Origin of the sequence: Streptomyces sp. NPDC048171 (assembly GCF_043202655.1) — a bacterium.
In the GTDB taxonomy this organism is placed as follows: domain Bacteria; phylum Actinomycetota; class Actinomycetes; order Streptomycetales; family Streptomycetaceae; genus Streptomyces.
Map to the genome: position 1 here is coordinate 604631 of NZ_JBIDAU010000005.1, position 25754 is coordinate 630384.

The 25754-nt window shown below is 72.8% G+C and carries 21 protein-coding genes; 10 read left to right on the top strand and 11 right to left on the bottom strand.

The annotated features are described in order from the left end of the window. Positions 1-5: 5 nt before the first annotated feature. Entirely contained in the window at positions 6-2600 is a 2595-nt protein-coding gene (locus ACGF3J_RS17355; RefSeq protein WP_393854251.1) for an NACHT domain-containing protein, read from the bottom strand. 400 nt (positions 2601-3000) lie between these two features. On the opposite strand from ACGF3J_RS17355, the gene ACGF3J_RS17360 reads away from it, so the two are divergent. Continuing rightward, on the top strand, positions 3001-3678 hold the full coding sequence (locus tag ACGF3J_RS17360; protein ID WP_393854252.1) for a M23 family metallopeptidase: 678 nt from the start codon (positions 3001-3003) through the stop codon (positions 3676-3678). Between the two features lie 42 nt (positions 3679-3720). Here the strand turns inward: ACGF3J_RS17360 and ACGF3J_RS17365 are convergent, their stop codons facing one another. After that, on the bottom strand, positions 3721-4308 hold the full coding sequence (locus ACGF3J_RS17365) for a TetR/AcrR family transcriptional regulator (protein WP_125493182.1): 588 nt from the start codon (positions 4306-4308) through the stop codon (positions 3721-3723). A gap of 179 nt (positions 4309-4487) precedes the next feature. Here ACGF3J_RS17365 and ACGF3J_RS17370 point away from each other — a divergent pair, with 179 nt between their 5' ends. The 3 genes from ACGF3J_RS17370 (at position 4488) to ACGF3J_RS17380 (ending at position 7454) form a co-directional block, all read left to right on the top strand. Next, positions 4488-6086, top strand: a complete 1599-nt coding sequence (locus ACGF3J_RS17370; protein ID WP_161326589.1) for an MDR family MFS transporter — start codon at positions 4488-4490, stop codon at positions 6084-6086. A gap of 448 nt (positions 6087-6534) precedes the next feature. Beyond that, a complete protein-coding gene (locus tag ACGF3J_RS17375; protein ID WP_161326590.1) occupies positions 6535-6945 on the top strand; it encodes a helix-turn-helix transcriptional regulator in 411 nt (136 codons plus the stop codon). Positions 6946-7007: 62 nt separating this feature from the next. Continuing rightward, positions 7008-7454, top strand: a complete 447-nt coding sequence (locus tag ACGF3J_RS17380) for a VOC family protein (protein WP_161326607.1) — start codon at positions 7008-7010, stop codon at positions 7452-7454. On the opposite strand, the gene cseC is transcribed toward ACGF3J_RS17380, so the two are convergent. The 5 genes from cseC to ACGF3J_RS17405 all read right to left on the bottom strand — a co-directional run bounded on the left by cseC (position 7451) and on the right by ACGF3J_RS17405 (position 12319). Further along, complete coding sequence (gene cseC, locus ACGF3J_RS17385; RefSeq protein WP_237552316.1) at positions 7451-9010, bottom strand: two-component system sensor histidine kinase CseC; 1560 nt, start codon at positions 9008-9010, stop codon at positions 7451-7453. The genes ACGF3J_RS17380 and cseC overlap by 4 nt on opposite strands. A 17-nt stretch (positions 9011-9027) precedes the next feature. Continuing rightward, complete coding sequence (gene cseB / locus ACGF3J_RS17390) at positions 9028-9732, bottom strand: two-component system response regulator CseB (RefSeq protein ID WP_161326591.1); 705 nt, start codon at positions 9730-9732, stop codon at positions 9028-9030. 152 nt (positions 9733-9884) lie between these two features. Continuing rightward, positions 9885-10550: a hypothetical protein gene (locus ACGF3J_RS17395; protein WP_202557550.1), complete on the bottom strand. Its 666-nt coding sequence runs from the start codon at positions 10548-10550 to the stop codon at positions 9885-9887. After that, the gene (locus ACGF3J_RS17400) at positions 10538-11077 is read right to left on the bottom strand and encodes a SigE family RNA polymerase sigma factor (protein ID WP_100048447.1); all 540 of its coding nucleotides are present in this window, start codon (positions 11075-11077) and stop codon (positions 10538-10540) included. Before ACGF3J_RS17400 ends, ACGF3J_RS17395 begins: the two co-directional genes overlap by 13 nt. A 309-nt stretch (positions 11078-11386) precedes the next feature. Beyond that, complete coding sequence (locus tag ACGF3J_RS17405) at positions 11387-12319, bottom strand: A/G-specific adenine glycosylase (RefSeq protein WP_161326593.1); 933 nt, start codon at positions 12317-12319, stop codon at positions 11387-11389. Positions 12320-12705: 386 nt separating this feature from the next. Between ACGF3J_RS17405 and ACGF3J_RS17410 the strand changes: the two genes are divergently transcribed. Beyond that, entirely contained in the window at positions 12706-13548 is an 843-nt protein-coding gene (locus tag ACGF3J_RS17410) for a hypothetical protein (RefSeq protein ID WP_161326594.1), read from the top strand. Positions 13549-13573: 25 nt separating this feature from the next. On the opposite strand, the gene disA is transcribed toward ACGF3J_RS17410, so the two are convergent. Both disA and radA read right to left on the bottom strand, forming a co-directional pair. Further along, positions 13574-14698, bottom strand: coding sequence for a DNA integrity scanning diadenylate cyclase DisA (gene disA, locus ACGF3J_RS17415; protein WP_073726741.1), 1125 nt, complete (start codon positions 14696-14698; stop codon positions 13574-13576). Positions 14699-14779: 81 nt separating this feature from the next. Continuing rightward, complete coding sequence (gene radA, locus ACGF3J_RS17420) at positions 14780-16189, bottom strand: DNA repair protein RadA (RefSeq protein ID WP_161326595.1); 1410 nt, start codon at positions 16187-16189, stop codon at positions 14780-14782. 175 nt (positions 16190-16364) lie between these two features. Between radA and ACGF3J_RS17425 the strand changes: the two genes are divergently transcribed. After that, positions 16365-18110, top strand: coding sequence for a hypothetical protein (locus ACGF3J_RS17425; protein ID WP_161326596.1), 1746 nt, complete (start codon positions 16365-16367; stop codon positions 18108-18110). Between the two features lie 91 nt (positions 18111-18201). On the opposite strand, the gene ACGF3J_RS17430 is transcribed toward ACGF3J_RS17425, so the two are convergent. After that, positions 18202-19014, bottom strand: coding sequence for a hypothetical protein (locus ACGF3J_RS17430; RefSeq protein ID WP_161326597.1), 813 nt, complete (start codon positions 19012-19014; stop codon positions 18202-18204). 71 nt (positions 19015-19085) lie between these two features. Here ACGF3J_RS17430 and ACGF3J_RS17435 point away from each other — a divergent pair, with 71 nt between their 5' ends. The 4 genes from ACGF3J_RS17435 to ilvD all read left to right on the top strand — a co-directional run bounded on the left by ACGF3J_RS17435 (position 19086) and on the right by ilvD (position 23601). Beyond that, the gene (locus tag ACGF3J_RS17435) at positions 19086-20018 is read left to right on the top strand and encodes a Ppx/GppA phosphatase family protein (RefSeq protein WP_161326598.1); all 933 of its coding nucleotides are present in this window, start codon (positions 19086-19088) and stop codon (positions 20016-20018) included. A 154-nt stretch (positions 20019-20172) separates the two neighbouring features. Next, complete coding sequence (locus ACGF3J_RS17440; protein WP_161326599.1) at positions 20173-21018, top strand: sugar phosphate isomerase/epimerase; 846 nt, start codon at positions 20173-20175, stop codon at positions 21016-21018. Further along, a complete protein-coding gene (locus ACGF3J_RS17445; RefSeq protein ID WP_161326600.1) occupies positions 21015-21626 on the top strand; it encodes a TetR family transcriptional regulator in 612 nt (203 codons plus the stop codon). Before ACGF3J_RS17440 ends, ACGF3J_RS17445 begins: the two co-directional genes overlap by 4 nt. Positions 21627-21747: 121 nt before the next feature. Continuing rightward, positions 21748-23601: a dihydroxy-acid dehydratase gene (gene ilvD / locus ACGF3J_RS17450; protein ID WP_393854253.1), complete on the top strand. Its 1854-nt coding sequence runs from the start codon at positions 21748-21750 to the stop codon at positions 23599-23601. Positions 23602-23618: 17 nt separating this feature from the next. Here ilvD and ACGF3J_RS17455 read toward each other — a convergent pair whose 3' ends face one another. Then, positions 23619-25748 (bottom strand): serine/threonine-protein kinase, encoded by a 2130-nt coding sequence (locus ACGF3J_RS17455; protein WP_161326602.1) that lies wholly within the window; start codon positions 25746-25748, stop codon positions 23619-23621. Between the last annotated feature and the right edge of the window lie 6 nt (positions 25749-25754).

Genomic DNA, 25754 nt, shown 5'->3' on the forward strand with positions numbered 1-25754 from the left:
GCGGGCTACCCCTGGTGGTGGGTGGGGGACGGCTGCCGGTCGGACTCCCAGGTGATCTCCAGGCCGGCCGGCAGCTCCCGGGCCACGGCCGCGTCCACGTCGCGGGACGCCACGTGGACGGTGTCCAGCGCCGGGAAGGCCGACAGCCAGGCCAGTCCCTCGACCGGGTGCGGGGCCTGAAGCGCCAGGTACCTGAGGCGCTCCGGGACGATCAGCGCGGTCAGGTCCTCGATGCGGTACGCGCCGCGCACCACGATCTGCTCCCAGCCGCCCAGCGCGCGCAGCGAGCGCAGGTCGTCGAGGGTGGACACCTGGACGGGCCACTGCTCGCGCAGGTGCGCGAGGATCTCGCCGGCGTACCGGTCCCGTTCGAAGCGGTGCCAGGAGTCGGCCAGGATCACCTGGACGTCCCGGCCCGGATGGTCCCGGAAGCGGGTCAGGAAGTGCAGCGCGGCCTCGCTGCCCACCTCCACGGCGGTGGCGACCACGATGGCGGCGGTGAGGTCGTCGACGTCCTCCGGGCCCGGGAGCAGCGCGAGCACCAGGTCGCCGCCCCGGCGCGCGATCTCTCCGGCCAGCTCGAAGGTGGACGGCGGGACGAGGGCGGCCAGTTGCTCCTCCACCAGCCGCCGTGTCCCGGGCTCCACCTCGGCCGCGTAGCGCAGCCCGGCCGCCGCCAGCAGCGTGCCGCGCGGCGTGCCCTCCTCGGTCAGCCGGCGCAGCATGTGCTCCGCCTCCTTGGGCCGGGCGTGCGCGACGGCGAGCAGGATGACGTCCTCCCACGCGTCGTCGCCCGCGTGGTTGACCAGCAGGTCGAAGTCCAGGTCCTGCACGGCCAGCCGGGCACCCAGGTAGTCCTGGAAGGTGCGGTGGAGGAAGTCCACCCTCCCCTCGGCGGGTTCGCGCAGCAGCCCGGAGCGCAGCAGCAGGGCCCGGTAGACGCCCTCCTCGCCGGCCCCGTCCAGGTCGAGCGCGGGCAGCGCGCCGCCGATGAGCTGGAGCGCCTCGGCCCGGTCCATCTCCAGGCGGCTGTTGCGGATCAGCCACCAGGCCAGCTTCTGCAGCAGCTGCACCTGGATCGCGTACGCCAGCCGGATCCCGTCGGGGTCGTGCAGCTCGCGCTCCCGGTCCCGGCGTTCGAGCAGCATGGTCAGCGCGGCCTCGTACAGGGACCTGCGGTCCTGCGGCAGGAAGCCGCGCCGGTCGCGGTGCAGGGCGCAGAGCATGCCGCACATGAGCGGGTTGGTGGCCAGCCCGGTCAGCTCCGGGGTGGACCGCACCGACCGCAGCAGGGCCTCGCCGACCGACGCCTCGGCACCGGCCGCGCGGTGCCAGCGCCGTACGAAGGTGGCGACGTCGTCCTGCGACATCCGGGCCAGCACGCGCTCGCCGAAACCCTCGGCGGCCAGCCACTCCTCCGGTACGGCCGAGGGGCGCGAGGTGACCAGCCACAGGTTGCCGGGGAAGGCCCGCACCAGCTCCCGCAGCCAGCGCCGGGCGGCGGCGCGGCGCTCACCGGCGATCTCGTCGATGCCGTCGACCAGCAGCACCCCGCGCTGCGCGCGCAGGACCCGCTCCGCCCACCCCGGCGGCTGCTCCCCGGCGACGGGACAGCCGACGGCCCGCAGGAAGTCGCCGGGGAAGGGCAGCTCGGCCCCGGGCCGCACGATGCGGCGCATCGGCAGCACGAACGGCACCCGTCCGATGAGGTGGGTCAGCCCGTGGTCGTAGACGCGGCTCGCCGTGGTCACCGCGAGCCACTGCACCAGGGTCGTCTTGCCGGATCCGGCGACGCCGCGCAGGAAGACCTGGTCCTGGCCGGCGAGGACCTGCTCGGCGGCCCCGGTCGGGTGGGCGGTGTCCCGGTGCCCGTCCCGCCCCGCCTGCGGCCGGGTCGCCTCCAGGCTCAGGTACGCCGTGTCCAGCGGCCACTCCCGGGTACCGGCGTCCAGCCCGTAGATGGTGAGGGTGCCGTGGCGGGCGGTGACGTGATCCGCGTAACGCTCCTCGAACCCGGCGTCATCGGCCGACTGGGACGGCAGCCGTTCCAGCAGGACGTCGACGCCCTGGACGAGCCGGGCGAGCTGCTGGGTCTGCACGGTCTGCTGCCGGGCCACATAGGTGGAGCGCTGGGTGAGGAAGTTCAGGATGTGCAGCGCGGCGGTGTGCAGCAGCCGCTCGTAGAGCAGCAGGCCGCCCTCGCTCAGCCCGTACGGCGACAGCGGCACGTCCGTACGCAGCGCGCGGGCGAAGCGCTCCGGTCCGAGTCCGACGGCCTCGTAGTCCTCAATGGTGATCTCGCCGAGCCGGGCGAGGGTGCGGGCCAGGGCGTCCTTGACGGCACCCGCCTCGCCGGCCCCGACGGGCTCCTCGCCGGGGCCGGCCGCCACCAGCGCCCGGCGGACCAGCTCCTGGGCGATCCGGTCGACGTCCTTGGGGGTGACGGTCCGCTTCTCGCCCCGGAACGACACCAGCGCCGATATCCGCACCGGCCGGTCCACCAGCCCCGCCCCGGGCCCGTCCCGTACGAAGAGCCTGCGGACGAGGGGAGCCACCGCGCTGGACGCGACACGTGCCCCGAGTGCTGTGACGTCGACCATGTTGCGAGCCTAGGTGAACGCCCTTCTACAGGTGGCGGGTTAAGCGGACCGGGAGTAGCCCCGGTCACATTCACCGGCCTTTCGATCATGGTCGCCGGTGACATGGCGCACAGGCCCTTGGTCCCTTACTACGGGGAATAGTGGAAGCCACGAGAACTGCGAAATCGGACATAACGGTCCATGCCGCTCGGCGGCCGCCGGGCGCCTGAGCTGGTTTTGTCCGGAATGGCTGCTCTGTCAAGAGTCGTGAAGTATCGCGCTCAAGTACTAAATAACGTCGTAGGTCACACCTTTGTGCGGTTCGGGTCCGCCGGGTTACCAAGGTTGAGCCCGGCCGACGAGCGCCCTGTGCGTCTCGCTCGGAGGGGCTTTCCTCTGTACCCGTCCCCATGAGGTTCGAATGTTTCCGCGTGTCACGTCCCGTTCTTCCCGTACGACCCTTCGCACCCGCGCCGCGGTGATGGCCGCCGGCCTCGGAGCCTCGGTCGCACTGGGAGCCGGGGTCGCGGCCGCCACCGGCACCACGGCGGCCTCCACCTCCTCCACCACGGCGAGCGCCGTCGAGGCCCAGGCCGCGGCGCAGGCCAAGGCGGCGAAGGCCGAGACGGCGAGCGCCAAGAAGGCCACCGCCAAGAAGACGGCCACCAAGAAGAAGGCCGCCTCCTGGGTGGACCCGGTGAAGAAGTACAAGCTCAGCGCCAGCTTCGCCCAGAACGGCGGCATGTGGGCGCACAAGCACAGCGGCCAGGACTTCGCCGTGCCGATCGGCACCAACGTCGTCGCCACGCACGGCGGCACCGTGGTCAAGGCCGGCGGCAACGGCGCCGGCGACGGCCCCGCCTACGGCAACGCGGTCGTCATCAAGCACGGCAACGGCACGTACTCCCAGTACGCCCACCTGTCCAAGGTGAACGTGAAGATAGGCCAGGTCGTGAAGACCGGCCAGTCGATCGCCAAGTCCGGCAACACCGGTAACTCCAGCGGTCCGCACCTGCACTTCGAGATCCGTACGACCGCCAACTACGGTTCGGCCGTCGACCCGGTCTCGTTCCTGCGGGACAAGGGCGTGACCGTCTGACGGTGACCGTCCGACGGTGACCGGCCGGAACCCGGACCCGGATCAGGAGCCCCCGGCTCCCCGGTGTGCCTGGGTCACCAGATCGGTGGCGACCTCGAGAACGGCAGCGCGCTGTTCCTCGGGGTCGCCTTCGAGGTCCCGGAGCACGAACATCCCGGCGTGCAGCGTGAACAGCGCACTCACACAGCGGACCTGGTCGACCAGGTCCGCCTCCGGGTCGATGAGGATGTCGCGCAGCCCGAACATGCGGGTCTTGAACAGCTCGCCGATGCGCAGGTCGCGCACGGTCGCCTGGTTCTCCTGCATGAAGCGGAACAGTGGCGCCGCACCCGACAGCGCCTCGCTGTAGCGGCGGATGATCTCCTGCTTCGTCTCCAGGGTGTGCGGCTGCTCCCGCCCCCAGGCGATCAGGTCCTCCAGCGGCCGCGAGAGGTCCTCGAAGATGCTGACCAGGATCTCTTCCTTGGTCTTGAAGTGGTAGTACAGCGCGGCCTTGGTGACGTCCAGGGCCTCGGCGATCTCGCGCAGCGAGGTCTTCTCGTACCCCTGCTCGGCGAAGAGTCCGAGGGCCACGTCCTGGATGCGCTGGCGGGTGTCCCCGCGGCGTCGCTGCTGCCTGGTGCCGTTCATCGTGCCGCCCATTCTCCCGCGCACCTCCTGTTCAGCGCACTCTGCCCGCTCCGCGCCCTTTCCGAAAAACTTACTTGACGCCCGGCTAGTTACGCGACTACCTTCCCGAGTGTAGTCAACTTGCCGGTCGGCAAGTAAGTGGGACCGGAGAGCAGCGGTAGCTGGGGGAAGTGGGAGCGATGGCGGAGACACCACAGGCGGGGACCGGTGAGGCCGGTGCCGGCAAGCAGCCGAAGAGCGTGCGGGTGGTCCTGCTCGCTCTCATGATCGCGATGATGCTCGCGATGCTCGACAACATGATCATCGGCACCGCGATGCCGACGATCGTGGGCGAGCTGGGCGGTCTGGAGCACCTTTCCTGGGTGGTCACCGCCTACACCCTCGCGACCGCGGCCTCGACCCCGCTGTGGGGCAAGCTCGGCGACATGTACGGGCGCAAGGGCTCGTTCATGACCTCGATCGTGATCTTCCTGGCCGGCTCCGCGCTCAGCGGCATGGCCCAGGACATGGGCCAGCTCATCGGCTTCCGCGCCGTCCAGGGCCTGGGCGCCGGCGGTCTGATGGTCGGCGTCATGGCCATCATCGGCGACCTCATACCGCCGCGGGAGCGCGGCAAGTACCAGGGCATGATGGCCGGCGTCATGGCGCTGGCGATGATCGGCGGACCGCTGGTCGGCGGCACCATCACCGACCACTGGGGCTGGCGCTGGTCCTTCTACATCAACCTGCCGCTCGGCGCGATCGCGCTGGTCGCCGTCAGCGCCGTCCTGCACCTGCCGAAGAAGCGCAGCCAGGCGCGGATCGACTACCTGGGCGCCGCGCTGCTGACCATCGGCATCACGGCCATCGTGCTCGTCACCACCTGGGGCGGCACCGAGTACGCCTGGACCTCCGCGCGGATCATGGAGCTGATCGGCATCGGCGTCGCCGCGCTGGTCGGATTCGTGTTCTGGCAGACCAGGGCGGCCGAGCCGATCGTGCCGCTGCACATCTTCCGCAGCCGCAACTTCACGCTGATGTCGATCATCGGCTTCATCGTCGGCTTCGTGATGTTCGGCGCCACCCTGTTCCTGCCGCTGTACCAGCAGTCGGTGCAGGGCGCCTCCGCGACCAACTCCGGGCTGCTGCTCCTGCCGATGCTGGGCGCGATGCTCGTCACGTCGATGGTGGCGGGGCGGGTCACCACGAACACCGGCCGCTACAAGATCTTCCCGGTGCTGGGCGGCGCGCTGATGACGGTCGGCCTGTTCCTGCTCTCCCTGATGGACACCGACACCACCCGCTTCACCTCGGGCCTCTACATGGCCGTCGTCGGTCTCGGCATGGGCTGCCTGATGCAGATCACGATGCTGGTGGCGCAGAACAGCGTGGAGATGAGGGACATGGGCGTCGCGTCCTCGTCCACCACCCTCTTCCGCACCCTCGGCTCCTCCTTCGGCGTCGCGATCATGGGCGCCCTGTTCAACCACCGCGTCCAGGACGTCATGACGGAGCGCGCCGGAGCGCTGGGCTCCAAGGTGACCGAGCAGTCGGCGCAGCTGGACGCGGCGAGCCTGGCCAAGCTGCCGGAGGCGGCTCGCGACGCCTACCAGCACGCGGTGTCGTCGGGCACCCACGGCGCGTTCCTGCTGGGCGCGGCGGTGGCCGTCCTGGCCCTGGTCGCGTCGGTCTTCGTGAAGGAGGTCCCGCTGAAGGGCGCGGGCCCGCAGCCGGCCGACGGCCCGGCCGACGGCGAGGACGGGGCGACGGCCAAGACGCCGGTGACCGAGACGGTCTGACCACGCCGCGGCCCCCGTGCGCCGCCCCCTCTCCCGGGCCCCCGGGTGGTTCCGGCCACCCGGGGGCCCGAGGTCGCCGATGGATGCCCCACCGGCGCCGTCCCCGTACGCGACAGCAAGGTCCCGGGCTGCCCGGTCGTCCCCGTCAGTGGCAGTCGTTCCGCGCGAACCGCCTGGGCCGCCGACACCTGTTCCCCCGCTGAACAGAGCGACTGGCGGCCGGGCAAGCCGCTCGGCCTGACGCGCGAGCAGTTCCAGGTCGGACCGTCACCGCCGCGCGTGCCGCCCAGCGTCCGCCGGGGCCTCCGCCCCGCCGCTGGGAGGAGTACCTCCTGCCGCGTGAGCGCGTCATCGAGCGTCACGGCCACCTTCCCGAACCCGCCCAGGGCCGACGGCCCCGGCCGGCGGGCACCCGGCCGATGTCAGTGCCCCGTGCCACCATCGGCCCATGGACAAGCTGCGGCAGCTGCGGCTGGCGAAGGACGCCATGGACCGGGACTGGGCCGACCCGGAGCTCGACCTGGACGCGGTCGCCGCCCACGCCGGGTACTCGCGGTACCACTTCCTGCGCGCCTTCAAGGAGACGTACGGCGAGACGCCCGGCCAGTACCTCACCCGCCGCCGCATCGAGCGCGCCGAGGACATGCTGCGCACCGCCAACCTGTCCGTGACCGAGATCTGCCACCTGGTCGGCTTCAGCAGCCTGGGCACCTTCTCCACCCGGTTCAAGGCGTGGACCGGCCTCACCCCGAGCGAGTACCGGACCAGGCACGTGGGCCGGGGGACCGCACTGATACCGGGCTGCTACGTCATGCACTGGGCGGGCGGGGTGCGCCGCAATTCCGGAGAAGCGGGCTGAGGGCGATGCTGCCTACCGTGGCAGAGCAAGCGAAACCGGCCACGAAACAGCAGGAGCACGCCATGATCAAGGGCCTCGCCATCTCGACCGTCTGGGTCCTCGACCAGGAGCGGGCCAAGCGCTTCTACACCGAGAAGCTGGGCCTGGAGGTCCGCACCGACATGACCATGGGCGAGGGCGGCATGCGCTGGCTCACCGTCGGCTCGCCGAACCAGCCCGACGTCGAGCTGACGCTGATGCTCCCGAGCGGCCCGGCGATGGACCCCGAGTCCGCCGAGATGATCCGGAAGCTGGTGGCCAAGGGCGCGCTCGGCGCCGGCGTGCTGACCACCGACGACATCCACGGCGACTACAAGAAGCTCAAGGACCGCGGGGTGGAGTTCCTCCAGGAGCCGCAGGAGCGCCCGTACGGCACCGAGGCGCTCTTCCGGGACGACTCCGGCAACTGGTTCTCCTTCACCCAGCCCCGCGAGGGCGGCCTCGACCTGGACCAGGACTTCGCCTGCTAGCCGGGGCCGGGGCCGGGGGCCGTCCGGTCCGGCAGCATCGGGTAGCTCCCCGTGTTGGTCGGCGCGTGTTCCGGCAGCCACAGCACCGCGACCGCGCCCTCGGCCGGGACGTGGTCGGGGGCCCCGGCGGGGCGGACGTTGCGGAAGGTGAGGCGGGCGCCCAGCACCCGGGCCTGGCCGGCCGCGATGGTCAGGCCGAGCCCGTGCCCGCGCCCGGCCCGGTCCGCGCTGCCGGTGCGGAAGCGGCTCGGGCCCTCGGCGAGCAGGTCCTCGGGGAAGCCCGGCCCGTGGTCGCGGACCCGGATCACCCGGCCCTCGACGCTGACCTGGACCGGCGAGCGGCCGTGCCGGGCGGCGTTGGCGAGCAGGTTGAACAGCACCCGCTCCAGGCGGCGCGGGTCGGTCGTCACCTCCGACTCGTGGATCACCCGCACCTCCACGGCCGGGTCCTTCGCCGCCACCCGCCGGGTCACGAAGTCGCCCAGCATCAGGTCCTGGAGCTCGGCCCGCTCCGAGGCCCCGTCGAGCCGGGCCACCTCCAGGACGTCCTCGACGAGCGTGCGCATCGCCTTCGCCCGGTCCAGGACCAGCTCGGTCGGCCGGCCCGGTGGCAGCAGTTCGGCCGCGGTGAGCAGCCCGGTCACCGGCGTCCGCAGCTCGTGCGCGATGTCCGCGGTGACCCGCCGCTCGGCCTCCAGCCGCTTCTGCAACGCGTCCGCCATCGCGTCCACCGCGCTCGCGAGGTCGTCGGTCTCGTCCCGGACGACCCCGCCGATGGCGTCCCGGACGCGCACGTCCGGCTCCCCGTTGGCGACCTGGTTCGCGGCCGCCGCCGCGTCCCGCAGCCGCCGCGACAGCTGGCGCCCGATGAGCACCCCGAGCGCGCTGCCGCCGAGGACCACCGCGATGGAGCCGATGACGAGGGCCTGGTCGAGATCGGTGAGGATGTCGGCGCTGCGGTCGGTGAAACCGGAGTGCAGGGACATCACGTGCCCGTCCTTGAGCGGCACCGCGGCCCAGATGTCCGTCACCCCGTCGTCCCGCTCGGAGACGTACGTCGCCCGCTGCCCGGCCTCCACCCTGCGGCGCAGCTCCACCGGCAGCTCGGGATCGTCGATCTTGGCGTTGGGGAAGTTCTGCCGCCCCGACAGCTCGTAGTTGCGCTGGGCGATCAGGATCCGGTCGTCCGCGAGGTCACGGGCGTTGTCCAGCATGGACACCCGGGCCGCGTTGTGCACGACCAGGCTCAGGACGACCGCCACCAGCGCGCCGACCAGCGCGATCGCCGCGCTGAGCTTCCAGCGCAGCCCGGTGCGGATGCCACGCGCGCGCAGGCCGCGCGGACGGGTGCCGCCGGGACGCCGCCCGTGCGGACCCGGCCCGTCCGGACGCCGCCCGTTCGAACCCGGACCGTCCGGACGCCGCCCGTTCGAACCCGGACCGCGCGGATCCGGACCGCGCCCACCGCCGTCCGGTCTCGTAGCGCCGTCCGGCCCCGTGCGGCCGTCCGCGCGCCCCGGAGGCGAGGCGGTCCGGCGTCGGAAGAACCCCCGCATATCCCTGTGTCCCCGCCTCAGGCCTTCAACTTGTAGCCGAAGCCGCGGACCGTCTCGATCCGGTCCTGGCCGATCTTGGTGCGCAGCCGCTGCACGTGCACGTCGACGACGCGGGTGTCCCCGCCCCAGCCGTAGTCCCAGACCCGTTCCAGCAGCTTGTCGCGCGAGAGCACCGTCCCCGGCGCCGAGGAGAACTCCAGCAGCAGCCGCATCTCCGTCGGCGTGAGCGCCACGGGCCGTCCGGCCCGGCGCACCTCCATGCCCTCGGTGTCCACCTCCAGCTCGCCGAAGGTGAGCACGCCCCCGGTGTCCGCGTGGTCCGCCGCGTCCCCCCGGTCCCCGCCGCCGGCGTGGCCGAAGCGCCGCAGCACCGCCCGGATCCGGGCGACCAGCACGGCCCCGTCGAACGGCTTGGTGACGTAGTCGTCGGCACCGGCCTCCAGACCCAGGACGACGTCGATGGAGTCCGCCCGCGCCGACAGCATGATCACCGGCACCGTGGACTCGTCCCGGATCCGGCGGCACAGGCTCACCCCGTCCAGCCCCGGGACCATGACGTCGAGCAGCGCGATGTCGGGCCGGTCGGTCCGGAAGGACTCCAGGCCGGACAGCCCGTCGGGCATCGCGGTGACCGCGAAGCCGTCCCGCTCCAGGGCGAGCTGGGTGGCCTCGCGGATGACGTCGTCGTCCTCGACGAACAGGACGTGGGTCTGGTCTGCCATCCCGGTGCTCTCAGTCCTCGTTGTGATGGGTCGGGTGCGGTCGCCGGACGCGGGTGCGGTCACGGACGCCCACTGGGACGGACGCCCGGGCCGCGCACCGCGTTCACCCGGTCATCGTGGCGAGCGGCCCGATCGGTTCACGCCCGCCCGCCTCAGCCGTCCGCGTCCGGGACCGGAGACGGCGCGTTGCCCGCGGCGTTGCTGTAGTCGTTGTGGGTGCGGTACTGCTCGGCGAACCGGCCCGACGCCCAGCGGTACGTGATGACGTTCTCGCCGGACGGACTGGAGACCGGGTCGCCCCGCTCGTACACCTGCTTGGTCACCACCAGGTCGCCGCGGTCGATCTCCGCGTAGACCGGAGGCTCCTCGGTGCGGAACACATTCTGGTACGCGCCGTCCTCCTCGCGGTACACGTAACTGCCCACACCCACCGCGTCACCGCACGTCAGGACGTTGACCACGACGTCCTCCGCCGTGCCGCCGGTCAGCTCGCCGTACGACACGTCGACGGGGTACTCGTCGGCGACGCACGGCTTCAGCTCGTGCTTGACCTCTTCGGAGACCTTGGGGTCCGACTTGACCAGCCGCACCGCGTCCACCCGGTCGGGGACCTTCGAGGGGGAGGCGGCCGGCGACGAGGAGGCGGCGCCGCCCACCGCGTCCGCGTGGGCCGCGCCCTCGTCACGGGTGCCGGTGCCGCCGGCCGCGCAGCCGGACAGACACGCGCCGAGGGCGACGAACACGGCCACCGCCGCACTCGTCGCCTGCGTGCCCCTCCGGGTCCCCCCGGGTGATCGACCGACGGTCAGGCCGCGCAACGCTCCCGCTCCTCACGCTCCAGCGCCCGTGCGTCCAGATCGCGGGCGACCAGCTCCTCACGGAGCCGGGCGAGCGCCCGGTGCAGCGTGCTCTTGACCGTGCCGGCCGACATGCCGAGGGCGGCGGCGGTCTCCTCCGTGGACATCTGCTCCCAGTGTCGCAGCACCACGACGCTGCGCTGCTTCGGGGCGAGCACCTTCATGACGTCCATCAGCAGGGCGCGGTCCGCGTGCTGCTCGGTGGAGTCGTCCACGCAGGACTCGGGGAGCTGCTCGGTCGGCACCTCCTCCAGCTTCCGCGCCCGCCACCACTCGGTCCGCGTGTTGATCATGACCCGGCGCAGGTAGGCGTCGGCCAGCCGCTTGTCCTCGATGGTCGACCAGCGGCGGTACGTCCGCGCCAGCGCGGTCTGCAGCAGGTCCTGGGCGTCGACCGGATCCGGGACCAGACGCCGGGCACTGCGCAGCAGCGCGTCCTGCCGCGTCCGGACGTACTCCTCGAACTCGAGCACCTCGCCCATGGTCAACCGCCTTCCGATCCCCGTACTCCGCCGGTGTGGTCACCGCCGGCCCACTGCCTGTGGTCCCTGGTCCTGCCGTGCCCGCCGGGCACAGAAACGAAGGTAGGGAAGCGTTGTCACGGCGCTGTGCGGAGCAGCCTGCGACGAACACTCGGCTGTCCGTCGGTTGTGTAACGGAAGTAGGAACCGGGTAAATCGGCGGGCCACTTGATGGAAGTATGTGGCTGTTTGTCCGTTACCAAGGCTGTAACCGGGGCCGACGGGGCTGGTGTTTCCGTGACACCGGCACCGCCGCCCCTGTGTCCCCGCTGTCCGTCAGCTCAGCGGCAGCCGGTACAGCCCGTCCGCCAGCGGTTCCACCAGACCGTCGGACACCAGGCCGTCCAGGGCGCGGGCCCGCTGGACCGGCTCGTGCCACACCTGGTCGAGGGCCGACTGCGGCACCGGCCCGGACGCCTCCCGCAGCACCGCGAGCAGCCGGCCGCGCACCTGCCGGTCGGTGCCCGCGTACGTCTGGCCGCGGCGCGGCGGTCCGTCGTGCGCGGGCTTGCCGGCCAGCCGCCAGGCGCACTGCCCGGCGATCGGGCAGCGCTGGCACGACTCGTTCTTCGCCGTGCAGACCAGCGCGCCCAGCTCCATGGAGGCGGCGGCCCACCGGGCGGCCCTCGTCTCCTGCTCCGGCAGCAGCGCGCGCGCCAGCTTCCGCTCGGCGGCGGTGGTGGCGTTCGGCGGGTACTGCACGCCGGTCACCGCGCGGGCGAACACCCGGCGGACGTTGGTGTCCAGCACGGGGTGCCGCTGGCCGTAGGCGAAGGAGGCGACGGCGGCGGCCGTGTACTCGCCGATGCCGGGCAGCGCCAGCAACTGGGCGTGGTCCGCCGGTACGTCGCCGCCGTGCCGTTCCGTTATGGCCGCGGCGGCACCGTGCAGGCGCAGGGCGCGGCGCGGGTAGCCGAGCCGGCCCCAGGCACGGACCGCCTCGCCGGGCGCCTCGGCGGCGAGGTCGGCGGGGCGCGGCCAGCGCGCCAGCCACTGCTCGTAGACGGGCTGGACGCGGCTCACCGGCGTCTGCTGGAGCATGAACTCACTGACCATCACGCCCCACGCGCCGGCCTCCGGGCGCCGCCACGGCAGGTCGCGGGCGTGCTCGGCGAACCAGTCGATGACGGGGGCGTGCAACGGCACGCCGGACGAGGCGGCGGCGGGGTCGGAGGGGCCGCTGTGCGAGGACTTCGTGGGCGCAGTCATGACCCTCCGATCCTGCCACGACGAGACCACCGCACGGGTGCACCGCCACCCGTGGCGCCCAGGACACCGGCCCGCCGGCCGGGGTGCCGCGGGGTCCGTCGCTCGGGGCGTGGGCGAGGGAAGGTTTCTTCCCGGCCGGCGCTGCCGGGGCCCGGGGCCGGGCGCATCGGGACTCCGCGGCGTCGGCGCCGCCTGACGACCCGGCTTGGGCAGTTCACGGACGGTAGCCGGATGGTCGAAATCGTCACCCCCTGCGATCGGCGCGTCCGACACCCGACGATCGGCAGGGGGTGGGGCCGGTCTCCGGGATGATGATCCGTAAAAGTTGCGGGCCGGAACGGCGGGTGGGACAGGGGAACGCGCGGATCTCTCGTACAGTTTGCGCCGTGGGATCTCTGCGCAATCCGGTCGGGCCGCTTCCCTCCTCCATCTACTGGCGACGGAGGGCCGTACTGCTGTCCCTGTTCGCCCTGTTGGCGCTGCTGATCACGTGGATCGTGGTCTCCGGCGGCGGAGACGGGGGCAAGGGGCGCGACGACGGAGCCGACGGCAAGAACCCGGCCCCGTCGATCACGCCGGGACCCTCGGGATCCGGGCCCGCGATCAGTGAGGCCCCGGGCGGCCGCGACGAGTCGGGCAGCGCGGACTCCGGTGGTACGGGGTCGGGTTCGGGTTCCGGCGGCGGCGAGGACGGTTCGGGCGAGGGCGCCGGTTCCGGCGAGGACGCCGACAACCCCGGCAGCGCCGGTGGCGGGGGCTCCGGGGGCGGCGCGGCGACGGGCGTCGGCGCGGGAGACGCCCTGCCGGGCGGTTCGGCCCTGCCCAACTGCACCCCGAGCGCGGTGAAGTTCAGCCTGCGCAGCGTCCGCAACAGCTACACGCCCGGACAGACCCCCGCCTTCGAACTGACCGCGCGGAACACCTCCGGCGGCGACTGCAAGGTCGATCTGGGCCCCGAACACGCGGTGTTCACCATCACCCCGGCCAGCGGCGACGACGCCTACTGGGCCTCGGACGACTGCGTCAAGGACAAGAGCAAGGCCAGCCTCCAGTACCGGGTGGCCGCGAACAGCGGCATCGCCTACACCGTGAAGTGGGACCGGAAGCCGAGCGCCCCCGAGTGCGGTACGCCCCCGGCGGGTTCGGCCAAGGCGGGGACGTACCTGGTGGAGGCCAAGGCGCCCGGGTTCGCGAAGGTGCGGACGTCCTTCGTGCTGAAGAGCGACTGACGCGAGCAGTCGGGGGCCGACGGGGTCAGACGTAACGCTCGAGGATCGACGACTCCGCCAGCCGCGACAGCCCCTCACGCACGCTGCGCGCCCGCGCCTCGCCGACGCCGTCCACCGTCTGGAGGTCGTCCACGCTGGCGGCGAGCAGCTTCTGCAGGCCGCCGAAGTGCTCCACGAGCCGGTCGATGATCGCGCCCGGCAGCCGCGGCACCTTCGCCAGCAGCCGGAAGCCGCGCGGCGACACCGCGGAGTCCAGCGTCTCGGGGGACCCGGTGTATCCCAGCGCCCGGGCCACCGTGGACAGTTCGAGCAGCTCGGCGTGGCTGAGCTTGTCCAGCTCGGCGAGCGCCTCGTCGACCGTGCGGGACCGCTTGGCGGTCGGCTCCGGCACGTAGTCCCGCACGACCAGCTCACGCTCCGGCTCCACGCCGGCGATCAACTCGTCCAGCTGAAGCGCCAGCAGCCGCCCGTCCGTGCCCAGCTCCACCACGTACTCGGCGATCTCGGTGGCGATCCGGCGCACCATCTCCAGCCGCTGGGCGACCGCCGACACGTCCCGGACGGTCACCAGGTCCTCGATCTCCAGCGCGGAGAGCGTGCCGGCGACCTCGTCGAGCCGGAGCTTGTAGCGCTCCAGGGTGGCCAGTGCCTGGTTGGCCCGGGACAGGATCGCGGCGGAGTCCTCCAGGACGCGCCGCTGCCCGTCGACGTAGAGGGCGATGAGCCGCATGGACTGCGAGACGGACACGACGGGGAAGCCGACCTGCTTGCTGACCCGGTCCGCCGTGCGGTGCCGGGTGCCGGTCTCCTCGGTCGGAATGGTCGGGTCGGGCAGCAGCTGGACGCCCGCCCGCAGGATCTTCGACAGGTCCGAGGAGAGCACGATGCCGCCGTCGAGCTTGCACAGCTCGCGCAGGCGGGTCGCCGTGAACTCGACGTCCAGTACGAAGCCGCCCGTACACATCGACTCGACGGTCTTGTCCGACCCCAGCACCATCAGACCGCCGGTGTTGCCGCGAAGGACCCGTTCCAGGCCGTCCCGCAGCAGCGTGCCGGGCGCCACGGCGCTCAGCGAGGCGCGCATCAGGCCATCGGCACCGGCACTCCCACCGGACTTTCCGGGAGCTGCTGCCCGGTCGTTGGCTGCCACTGCACTCCTCCGGTCGCAGGTTCTTCCGGCCCGCCCTCGTCGCACACTCGGTCGTACGGACGGGCGAGACCAGGGCAAAGTCTACCGGCGGTCCTCCTCCTCCCGTGGGGCGTCTCGCCGACGCGAGCGCGGAAGCACCCGCAGGGCGTCCCCTATGTCCGCGACTTCCAGGACCTTCATGCCGTCGGGAACCCTGCCGGGGTCGCTCGGTACCAGGGCGTGCGTGAAGCCCAGCCGGTGCGCCTCGGAGAGCCGGCGCTGCACGCCCGTGACCCGTCTCACCTCTCCGGCGAGGCCGACCTCACCGATCGCGACGAGGTTCTTGGGCAGCGGGGTGTCACTGGCCGCACTGGCCAGCGCGAGCGCGACGGCGAGGTCGGCGGCGGGCTCGGACAGCTTCACGCCCCCGACCGTCGCGCTGTAGATGTCCCGCTTCCCCAGGGCGCTGATCCGGCCCCGCTGCTCCAGCACCGCCAGCATCATGGACACCCGGGACGTCTCGAGCCCCGAGGTCGTACGACGGGGCGACGGAATCTGGGAATCCACGGTCAGCGCCTGCACCTCGGCCACCAGCGGCCGGCGGCCCTCCAGGGTGACGGTCAGACAGGTACCCGGCACGGGTTCGGCGCGCCGGGTGAGGAACAGCCCGCTGGGGTCGGCGAGCCCGGTGATCCCCTCGTCGTGCAGCTCGAAGCAGCCGACCTCGTCGGTCGTGCCGTACCGGTTCTTGACCCCCCGCACCAGCCGCAGCCGTGCGTGCCGGTCGCCCTCGAAGTGCAGCACCACGTCCACCAGGTGCTCCAGCAGCCGCGGGCCGGCGATGGCGCCGTCCTTGGTGACGTGCCCCACGAGCAGGGTGGACATCCCGCGCTCCTTGGAGGCGCGGATCAGTGCCCCCGCCACCTCCCGCACCTGCGCCATGCCGCCGGGGGCGCCGTCGATCTCGGGGGAGGCGACGGTCTGCACGGAGTCCAGGATCAGCAGCGACGGCTTGACCGCGTCCAGATGCCCCAGCACCGCTGCCAGATCGGTCTCGGCGGCGAGGTAGAGATGATCGTCGATCGCGTCGATCCGGTCGGCCCGCAGCCGCACCTGGCTCGCCGACTCCTCGCCCGTGACGTAGAGCGTCCGGTGCTCGTCGCTCGCGGACTTGGCCGCCACGTCCAGCAGCAGGGTGGACTTCCCGACCCCGGGCTCACCCGCGACCAGCACCACGGCACCGGGCACCAGCCCGCCGCCCAGCACCCGGTCCAGCTCCGGCACACCGGTCGACCGCGCGGTCGCCTGCCGCCCGTCGACCTCACCGATCGGCACCGCGGAGGTGGTCACGCGCCCCGGCGACGTCGTCCGCACGGCGGGCGCGCCGTACTCCTCGACGGTGCCCCAGGCCTGGCACTCGGGACAGCGGCCGAGCCATTTGGCCGTCTGCCAGCCGCACTCGGTGCAGCGGAAGGACGGCCGTTCCTTGGTGGACTTCGCACGGGCAGCCATGCACGAACCGTAACGGCCCCCACTGACACCGGGACGCGGGCGCGGTCACGGAGGCACCCCACCCCGCGGGACAACCGCCTCCTGTCCCCTTATGAGGGATCGTTTCACCCGTACGGATTAAAAGTGCCCAACGCGCCAGTTCGCGCCACCCATAGCCCCCTACGGTCGCCGAGTGATGAGGAGCAGTCCGGAGACCACGACCCGCACGACCGGCGCACACCGAGCGCACCGGGAGGCGCGCGACCGCGCCGCTGCGCGTTCCCTGGCGCAGCGGCCGCCCGCCCGCCACGCGGCGTACGACGCGTATCTGGACGGCCTGTTCACGTACTGCCTGTCCGTGCTCTGCGACCACACCGCCGCGACCGCCGCCCTGGGCGACGTCCTGGCGCTCGCCCAGCGCCGCGGCAACCGCGGCCCCGGTTCCGCCCAGGACCGCAGGCCGTGGCTGTACGCCCTGGCCCGCTGGGCCTGCCTCCGCAGGCTGACCGAGGCCAAGCAGAAACGTCAGAGCAGCCATGCGGCAGGCCGCCCCGCGAGCACGAGCACCAGCGACACCACCTCCGAAGCGACGGCCACCGACACCCCCGACGACGAGACCCGGCAACGCCACCGGGGCGAACTCGCCCAGCTGGCCTGGCCGGAGGCCGCCGGCACCACCCCGGAGCAGCGCGAGGCCCTGGAACTCGCCGTCCGCCACCGTCTGGCCCCCCACGAGGTTGCCGCGGTCCTCGGCATGGACCTGGCCGCCACCCGGGAACTCCTCGCCTCCGCCGCCTGCGAGGTCGAACGCACCCGCGCCGCCCTGGCCGTCGTGGAGACCGGCACCTGCACCGGCGTTGCGCGCCTCACCGGCGACAACCGGTACGTGCTCAGCGCCGCCCTGCGCCGCGAACTGGTCCGGCACGTGGACGACTGCCCCCGCTGCCGCCGCACGGCAGAACGCGCGATCCCCGGCCGCTGGCCCGGCACCAGCGTCACTCCGGCCGAACTCCCCGTCCTGGAGGCCCCCCGCACCGCGCTGCACGTCGCCATGGCGCACGTCCCGCGAGCCCGGATCGCCGCCCCCCGCTTCGACCGCCGCGGCTTCCCCATGGACCCCAAGGACCGCGCCGCCCGCCGGGACCGGATGCGGGCGCGTGCCGTCACCACGACCGTCGTCGCCACCGTCGTGGCGGCGCCCGTGCTCGCCCTGTGGGCGGCCTACCGCGGCACCCCCGTCGTGGAGGGCGAGGACGGCCGCTCGTCCAGCGCCAGCGAGGCACAGAGCCCCGACGGCCTGGACGGCGACTCCGCCGGCGGCGGCTACGAGAACGCGGGCAACGCCAGCACCACCCCCGGCACCGGCTTCGAGGAGAACGGCGAGGCCGACGTCTCCGTGGAGGTCGTCAGCGTCTCCGGCGCGGGCGAGAAGAGCGCGCTGAGCGTCACGGCCGGCCACGACGGCGACACCACGCTGGTCACCCTGACCGCGACCGGCGACGACCCGGTCCGCTGGTCCGCCTCCGTCGGGGCGCCCTGGCTCTACCTGAGCCAGTCCTCCGGCACCCTGCGACCCGGCGAGTCCCGCACGATCCGGGTGTACGTCGACCACCTGCACGAGCCGTCCGGCCACTGGACCGCCCGCGTGGCGGTGTCGCCCGTCGGCGCGGTCGTCACGATCAAGGGATACGGCACCGCGCCCGGCCCCTCCCGCCCGGGCCCGCGCCCCAGCACCCCGGACCACTCGCCGTCCCCGTCCGCCCCGGACCCGGACCCGTCGCCGTCGACCTCGCAGCCCGACCCGGACCCGACGCCCACCGAGGACCCGTCACCGTCCCCGTCCGACCCGGACCCGTCGCCGACCGGCCCGTCCCCGACGGGCGGCACCGGCTCCTCGCCCCTGCCGGACGACACCGGCGACCCGAGCCCTTCCACCTCCTAGAAGCCCTGGGCTTCCCAGAACCCCCGGGACCCCCCAGGACCCCCAGGACTCCCGGGGCTCCCAGGACGAACAAGCGAGGCGGGCGCGGCACTCAGCGAGCGGGATCCGCCGGATGCGGCGCCAGCAGCGGCAACTGCGAGGCCAGCCGCTCCTCGCACAGCTCGACCAGCCGGTCGTACCCCGCCTTGCCCATCAGCTCGATCAGCTCGGGCCGGTACGAGACGTACACCGGGTCGCCCGCGCCGTGCGCCGAGGTCGCCGAGGTGCACCACCAGTGCAGGTCGTGCCCGCCGGGACCCCAGCCGCGCCGGTCGTACTCACCGATCGACACCTGGAGCACGCGCGTGTCGTCGGGCCGGTCGATCCACTCGTACGTCCGCCGCACCGGCAGCTGCCAGCACACGTCCGGCTTGGTCTCCAGCGGCTCCCGGCCCTCCTTCAGGGCCAGGATGTGCAGCGAGCAGCCCGCGCCCCCGGCGAAACCGGGCCGGTTCTGGAAGATGCAGGAGCCCTGGAAGGGACGGGTCTGCCGGGAGCCCTCGTCGTCCTCGGAGGTCCAGCCGTCCCGCGTGCCCTCGGCGTGGTGCTGCCAGATGTCCGGCGTGAGTCGCGCCACGTGCTCGGCGACGCGCTTCTCGTCGTCCTCGTCGGAGAAGTGCGCGCCCAGCGAGCAGCACCCGTCGTCCGCGCGGCCGGCCTGGATGCCCTGGCAGCCGCTGCCGAAGATGCAGTTCCAGCGGGAGGTCAGCCATGTCAGGTCGCACCGGAAGACCTGCTCGTCGTCCGCCGGATCGGGGAACTCCACCCACGCCCGGGCGAAGTCAAGCCCCTTCTCGTCGCCCATTACGCGCCTCTTGTCCTTCTTGGCCGACTTTTCAGCCTTCGCCTTTTTCGTCTTTGGCACGGCTCCAGGGTAAGACGCCGAAGGCGGATGACGGCACCGCCGCCCGCCCCGCTGGCAGTAGCGTTCCGTACATGAGACTCGGTGTCCTCGACGTGGGTTCGAACACGGTGCACCTGCTGGTGGTGGACGCGCACCCCGGCGCCCGCCCCCTGCCCGCCCACTCGCACAAGGTGGATCTCCGCCTCGCCCAGCTCCTCGACGAGGACGGCGCCATCGGCCCCGAAGGCGTCGACAAGCTGGTCGCGGTCGTCCTCGACGCGCTTCAGGCGGCCGAGGACAAGGGCGTCGAGGAGATCCTCCCGTTCGCCACCTCCGCCGTGCGCGAGGCGACCAACGCCGACGACGTCCTCGCGCGGGTACGGGCCGAGACCGGCGTCGAGCTGACGGTCCTCAGCGGCGCGGAGGAGGCGCGGCTCACCTTCCTCGCCGTCCGCCGCTGGTTCGGCTGGTCCGCGGGCAAGTTGCTGGTCCTGGACATCGGCGGCGGCTCCCTGGAGATCGCCTACGGCATGGACGAGGAGCCGGACACGGCCGCGTCGCTGCCGCTGGGCGCGGGCCGCCTCACGGCCGGCTGGCTCCCCGGCGACCCGCCCGAGCCGGACGCCGTCAGGGCGCTGCGCCGGCACGTCCGTACGGAGATCGCCCGGACGGTCGGCGAGTTCAGCCGCTCCGGCACGCCCGACCACGTGGTCGCCACGTCCAAGACCTTCCGGCAACTGGCCCGCATCGCCGGCGCCGCCCGCTCCGCCGAGGGCCTCTACGTCCAGCGCGAGCTGAAACGGGCCTCTCTGGAGGCATGGGTCCCCCGCCTGGCCGCCATGACCGCCGCCGAGCGCGCCGAACTCCCCGGCGTCTCCGAGGGCCGCGCGAACCAGCTCCTGGCCGGCGCGCTGGTCGCCGAGGCGGCGATGGACCTCTTCCGCGTGGAGAACCTGGAAATCTGCCCGTGGGCCCTGAGGGAGGGCGTGATCCTCCGCAGACTGGACCACATGGTCCAGCCATGACGCGCCCCAAAAGGGGCGCGGGGCTGTATCGATGCGCGGCTCCGCCGCGGGTGCGCGCGCAACCACGACGCTCCCGCACCCGCCACACGGCACTCACCGCAACGGTGAACAGGCGCCCCGCCCCCTCCAACCCGCACCCCGTAACCTGACCCCCGTGGCAAAACCCAGGGACGCAGTCCGAATCCCGGACGCGAAGGTCGCCCTGTCGACGGCATCCGTCTACCCGGAGTCGACGGCGACGGCCTTCGAGATCGCCGCACGCCTCGGCTACGACGGCGTCGAGGTGATGGTCTGGACGGATCCGGTCAGCCAGGACATCGACGCGCTGCGCAGACTCAGCGACTACCACCGCGTGCCGATACTGGCCGTGCACGCGCCGTGCCTGCTCATCACCCAGCGCGTCTGGTCCACCGACCCCTGGGTCAAGCTCCAGCGCGCCCGCGCGGCCGCCGAGCGGCTCGGCGCGAGCACCGTCGTGGTCCACCCGCCGTTCCGCTGGCAGCGCCAGTACGCGCGGGACTTCGTCAACGGCATCTGGCGGATGGCGGACGAGACGGACGTCCGCTTCGCCGTCGAGAACATGTACCCCTGGCGCTACCGCGACCGCGAGATGCAGGCGTACGCCCCCGACTGGGACGTGACGAAGGACGACTACCGCCACTTCACGATCGACCTCAGCCACGCCTCGACCTCCCGCACCGACGCCCTCGACATGGTCGGCCGCATGGGCGACCGCCTGGGCCACGTCCACCTCGCCGACGGCAAGGGCTCCGCCAAGGACGAGCACCTGGTCCCCGGCCGGGGCGACCAGCCCTGCGCCGAGCTGCTGGAAGGGCTCGCGGACACCGGCTTCGACGGCCATGTCGTCATCGAGGTCAACACCCGGCGCGCCATGTCAGGCGCCGAACGTGAGGCCGACCTCGCCGAGGCCCTGGCCTTCGCCCGCCTGCACCTGGCTTCGGCGTCGCCGGCCTCTCCGACGAAGGCGCGCCGCCGGTGAGCGGGACCGGCGGGACCACCCGCCGCCGCGGCCGCCCGCCGCGCACGGAGTCCGCCGGCACCCGCGACCGCATCCTCACCACGGCCCGCGAGGAGTTCTCGGAGCACGGCTACGAGAAGACGTCCGTCAGGGGCATCGCCAAGGCGGCCGGCGTGGACGCGGCCCTCGTCCACCACTACTTCGGGACCAAGGAGCAGATCTTCGAGGCGGCGATCGAGGTCGCCTTCGCGCCCGCCCTGGAGGCACCGGCCGCGATCGTCGACGCTCCCCTCGACGGGGTGGGCGAGCAGCTCACCCGCTTCATCATCGGCGTCTGGGAGAACCCCACGACCCGCAAGCCGGTGCTGGCCATCGTCCGCTCCGCGGTGAACAACGACACCGCCGCCGCCGTCTTCCGCCGGCTGATCGCCACCCAGGTGATGCAGCGCGTCGCCGCCCGCCTGGACGCCCCGGACGCGGAGCTCCGCGTCGAGCTGGCCGCGGCACAGCTGGTCGGCTGCGCGATGCTCCGCTACGTGATCAAGGTGGAGCCGCTGGCCTCCGCCGACCCGGAGCAGATCGTCGCGCGGCTCGCCCCGGTCGTACAGGGCCACCTCACGGGCCCCTGAGCCCCCGCCCGGCCCACCGCGCGCGAGACGGGCGTCCCGCATTCCGGACACCCTGTCCCGACCCCTGGATGACGGGCGTACGCTCGACGGCAGTCATAACTCTCCGAAGGAGCGAGCGACGATGCCCGAACTGAGGTCCCGCACAGTCACCCACGGCCGCAACATGGCGGGCGCCCGCGCCCTTATGCGTGCCTCCGGTGTACCCGGCGCGGACATCGGGCGGAAGCCGATCATCGCCGTCGCCAACAGCTTCACGGAGTTCGTGCCGGGCCACACGCACCTCGCCCCGGTCGGCCGCATCGTCAGCGAGGCGGTCGTCGCGGCCGGCGGCATCCCGCGCGAGTTCAACACGATCGCCGTGGACGACGGCATCGCCATGGGCCACGGCGGCATGCTCTACTCCCTGCCCTCCCGCGACCTGATCGCGGACAGCGTGGAGTACATGGTCGAGGCCCACTGCGCCGACGCCCTGATCTGCATCTCCAACTGCGACAAGATCACCCCGGGCATGCTCAACGCGGCGCTGCGCCTGAACATCCCGACGGTCTTCGTCTCCGGCGGCCCGATGGAGTCCGGCCGCGCCACCCTGGTGGACGGCACGGTCCGCACGCTGGACCTGGTCGACGCGATGTCGGAGGCGGTCAACGACAAGATCTCCGACGAGGACATCCTCCGGATCGAGGAGAACGCCTGTCCCACCTGCGGCTCCTGCTCCGGCATGTTCACCGCCAACTCGATGAACTGCCTGACCGAGGCCATCGGCCTCTCCCTCCCCGGCAACGGCTCGGTCCTGGCCACCCACACCGCCCGCAAGGCGCTCTACGAGAACGCCGCCCGCACGGTCCTCGACCTGACCCGTCGCTACTACGAGCAGGACGACGACTCGGTCCTGCCCCGCAACATCGCCACCCCCGCGGCCTTCGGCAACGCCATGGCGCTGGACATCGCGATGGGCGGCTCCACCAACACGATCCTGCACCTGCTGGCCGCCGCCCAGGAGGCGGAGGTCTCCTACGGCCTCGCCGAGATGGACGCCCTCTCGCGCAGCGTCCCCTGCCTCGCCAAGGTCGCGCCCAACGTCGCCAAGGACCGCACGTACTACATGGAGGACGTGCACCGCGCGGGCGGCATCCCCGCCCTCCTCGGCGAACTGCACCGCGGCGGCCTGCTCAACGAGGACGTCCACTCCGTGCACAGCCCCTCCCTGGCCGACTGGCTGAAGACCTGGGACGTGCGCGGCGGCTCCCCCTCGAAGGAGGCCGTGGAGCTCTGGCACGCGGCCCCGGGCTGCAAGCGCTCCGCCGAGGCCTTCTCCCAGTCCGAGCGCTGGGACTCCCTGGACGAGGACGCCGAGGGCGGCTGCATCCGCTCCGTCGAGCACGCCTACTCCAAGGACGGCGGCCTCGCCGTCCTGCGCGGCAACCTCGCCGCGGACGGCTGCGTGGTCAAGACGGCCGGCGTCGACGAGTCCATCTGGACCTTCGAGGGCCCGGCGGTGGTCTGCGAGTCGCAGGAGGAGGCCGTCCAGAAGATCCTCACCCAGCAGGTCAAGGAGGGCGACGTCGTCGTCATCCGCTACGAGGGCCCCAAGGGCGGCCCCGGCATGCAGGAGATGCTCTACCCGACCTCGTACCTGAAGGGCCGCGGCCTCGGCAAGGCCTGCGCCCTGGTCACCGACGGCCGCTTCTCCGGCGGCACCTCGGGGCTGTCCATCGGCCACGCCTCCCCGGAGGCGGCGGCCGGCGGCACGATCGCCCTCGTCGAGGACGGCGACCGCGTCCGCATCGACATCCCGAACCGCTCCATCGAACTGCTCGTGGACGACGCCGAACTGGCCCGCCGCGACCAGGCGCTGAACGGCGTGTACGCCCCGAGGAACCGCGACCGCAAGGTCTCCGCGGCCCTGAGGGCGTACGCCGCGATGGCGACCAGCGCGGACAAGGGCGCCGTCCGCGACGTGTCCAAGCTGGGCTGACCCCGCTGGGGCCCCGCTCACCAGGCGGCGGGGTCCCGCCCGTCCACGCCGAACACGGTCCCGTCGGGCGCGGCGGCGTAGACGTGGCCGCCCGCGACCAGCGGCGCGGGCAGCGACGCCGGGACCCGGTCGGAGTCGGCGCCGAGCCGCGTCCGGGTCTGACCGAGGAGCTTGCCCTTGCTGGCGTCGACAGCGAGGAGCCGCCCGTCGGGCGCGGTGACGTACACGTGCCGGCCGTCGGAGACGGGTGCCGAACTCCGGCTCACCCCGGTCTCCAGCCGCCACTTCTGCTTCCCGGCCGCCATGTCGACGGCCACCACCGAACCGCCCGCTCCCGCGAGGTGCACGGTGTCCCCGTGCACGCCGACCGTCGCCAGCTCGACCGGGATCGGCAGGTCCACCCGGCGGGTCTCCCCGGTGGCGGGCGTGTAGCGGACCACGGCCCTCGCGTCGCCGTGGGTCGCTTCTTCGGGGACGAGGTACACGGACCCTTCCGCCGCGCCCACGAGCGCCAGCGATCCCTCCAGCTCCGCCTCCCACCGCACGTCCCCGCTCGCCGGGTCCACCGCGGTGACCCGGGTGCGGTTCCCGTCCGCCGACTCACTCGTCGCGTACGCCGCCGGCCGCCGCTCCCCGGGGAACGAGGTGAAGTACGGCACGGACTGACCGGGGATCCGGTGCGACCACCGGGTCCGCCCCGAGGCGCTGTCCACGCCGGTGACCATCCCGTCGGCGCGGGTGAGCAGGAGCATGTCGCCGACGCACCGCAGCCCGTCGTACGCGGGCATGTCCTCCTCCCACGCCGGCTCGCCGGTGGCCGGGTCGAGCGCCTCCAGCGGGCGGCCCAGCAGACCGACCTCGGGCTGCACGAGCCCGCCCGACAGGACCGGCGGTTCGCCGCGCACGGTCTCCTCGACGGCGTGCCGCCACAGGATGCCGCCGTCGGCCGGATCGACGGCGAAGACCAGACCGGGCCGCGCGCACAGCAGCCGCCGCTCCGCGTACGAGCACTGGGGCATGCCACCGCCCTTCCCGGCGGACGCCGTCTCCCACGCGCCGAAGCCACTCGGCGCGCTCTTCGCGGCGGGCGTCCTGGGCGCGGGTTCGCCGTCGCCGAACACCTGGACCGAGACGAGCCCGCCGAGCATGGTGAGGCAGACCGCACCGGCCACCAGCGCCGCCCGCTTCCCCAGCCGCCGCGCAGCCGGCTCGGCGGGAGCGTCCGGTGCGTCGGCGGGAGCGTCCGGGGCCTCGGCGGGCGCCGGGGCAGGCGGCTTCGCCTCCCGCTGCGCCGGTATGAACACCTGCGTGTCGTACTCCGCCGACACCGACCGCAACTGCCGCATCAGCTCGTCCGGCGTGGGCCGGTCCTCGGGCTCCTTGGCGAGGCACCGCAGCACCAGCGGCGCCAGCGTCTCCGGGACGCCGGTCAGGTCGGGCTCGTCGTGCACGACCTGATAGGCGACGACGTACGGACTGTCGGAGTCGAAGGGCCCCCGCCCGGTCGCCGCGTGCACCATCAGCGACCCGAGGGCGAAGACGTCCGCCGCGGGCCCCACGTCCCGGGGCCGCCGGAACTGCTCGGGCGCCATGAACGGCGGCGTCCCGATCAACTTGCCGGTCTCGGTGCGCAGTTCGCTGTCCTTCGGCCGGGAGATGCCGAAGTCGATGACCTTCGGGCCGTCCTCGGCGAGCAGCACGTTGCTCGGTTTCAGGTCCCGGTGCACGACGCCGACCCGGTGGATGTCCCGCAGCGCCTCGGCGAGCCCGGCCATCAGCCGGCGCAACTGGGCCTCGTCCATGGGCCCGTTCCGCTTCACCTGCTCGGAGAGCGTGGGCCCGGGGATGTAGAGCGTGGCCATCCAGGGCCGTCCGGCCTCCGGATCGGCGTCCACGACCGGCGCCGTGAAGGCTCCGCTGACCCGCCGGGCCGCCGCCACCTCCTGCCGGAAACGCCCCCTGAACTCGGGATCCTTGGCATACGAGGCGTGTACGACCTTCACCGCGACCCGCATACCGGAGGTACCGCGGGCCAGGTGGACGACGCCCATGCCGCCGGAGCCCAGGCACGACTCCAGCAGGTAGTGACCGGCATACTCCGGAAGTTCCGCTTCCGCGCCCGCTCCGGCGTTCCGCTGCGGCGCCATGGATCC

Excerpts from the sequence above, each read along its gene's own strand:
- ilvD (WP_393854253.1), top strand. The coding sequence starts at position 21,748 with ATGCCCGAACTGAGGTCCCGCACAGTCACCCACGGCCGCAACATGGCG.
- ACGF3J_RS17405 (WP_161326593.1), bottom strand. The coding sequence starts at position 12,319 with ATGACTGCGCCCACGAAGTCCTCGCACAGCGGCCCCTCCGACCCCGCC.
- cseC (WP_237552316.1), bottom strand. The coding sequence starts at position 9,010 with ATGCGGGGGTTCTTCCGACGCCGGACCGCCTCGCCTCCGGGGCGCGCG.
- ACGF3J_RS17360 (WP_393854252.1), top strand. The coding sequence starts at position 3,001 with ATGTTTCCGCGTGTCACGTCCCGTTCTTCCCGTACGACCCTTCGCACC.
- cseB (WP_161326591.1), bottom strand. The coding sequence starts at position 9,732 with ATGGCAGACCAGACCCACGTCCTGTTCGTCGAGGACGACGACGTCATC.
- ACGF3J_RS17365 (WP_125493182.1), bottom strand. The coding sequence starts at position 4,308 with ATGAACGGCACCAGGCAGCAGCGACGCCGCGGGGACACCCGCCAGCGC.
- ACGF3J_RS17375 (WP_161326590.1), top strand. The coding sequence starts at position 6,535 with ATGGACAAGCTGCGGCAGCTGCGGCTGGCGAAGGACGCCATGGACCGG.
- ACGF3J_RS17370 (WP_161326589.1), top strand. The coding sequence starts at position 4,488 with ATGGCGGAGACACCACAGGCGGGGACCGGTGAGGCCGGTGCCGGCAAG.
- ACGF3J_RS17355 (WP_393854251.1), bottom strand. The coding sequence starts at position 2,600 with ATGGTCGACGTCACAGCACTCGGGGCACGTGTCGCGTCCAGCGCGGTG.
- ACGF3J_RS17380 (WP_161326607.1), top strand. The coding sequence starts at position 7,008 with ATGATCAAGGGCCTCGCCATCTCGACCGTCTGGGTCCTCGACCAGGAG.
- radA (WP_161326595.1), bottom strand. The coding sequence starts at position 16,189 with ATGGCTGCCCGTGCGAAGTCCACCAAGGAACGGCCGTCCTTCCGCTGC.
- ACGF3J_RS17425 (WP_161326596.1), top strand. The coding sequence starts at position 16,365 with ATGAGGAGCAGTCCGGAGACCACGACCCGCACGACCGGCGCACACCGA.
- ACGF3J_RS17435 (WP_161326598.1), top strand. The coding sequence starts at position 19,086 with ATGAGACTCGGTGTCCTCGACGTGGGTTCGAACACGGTGCACCTGCTG.
- ACGF3J_RS17455 (WP_161326602.1), bottom strand. The coding sequence starts at position 25,748 with ATGGCGCCGCAGCGGAACGCCGGAGCGGGCGCGGAAGCGGAACTTCCG.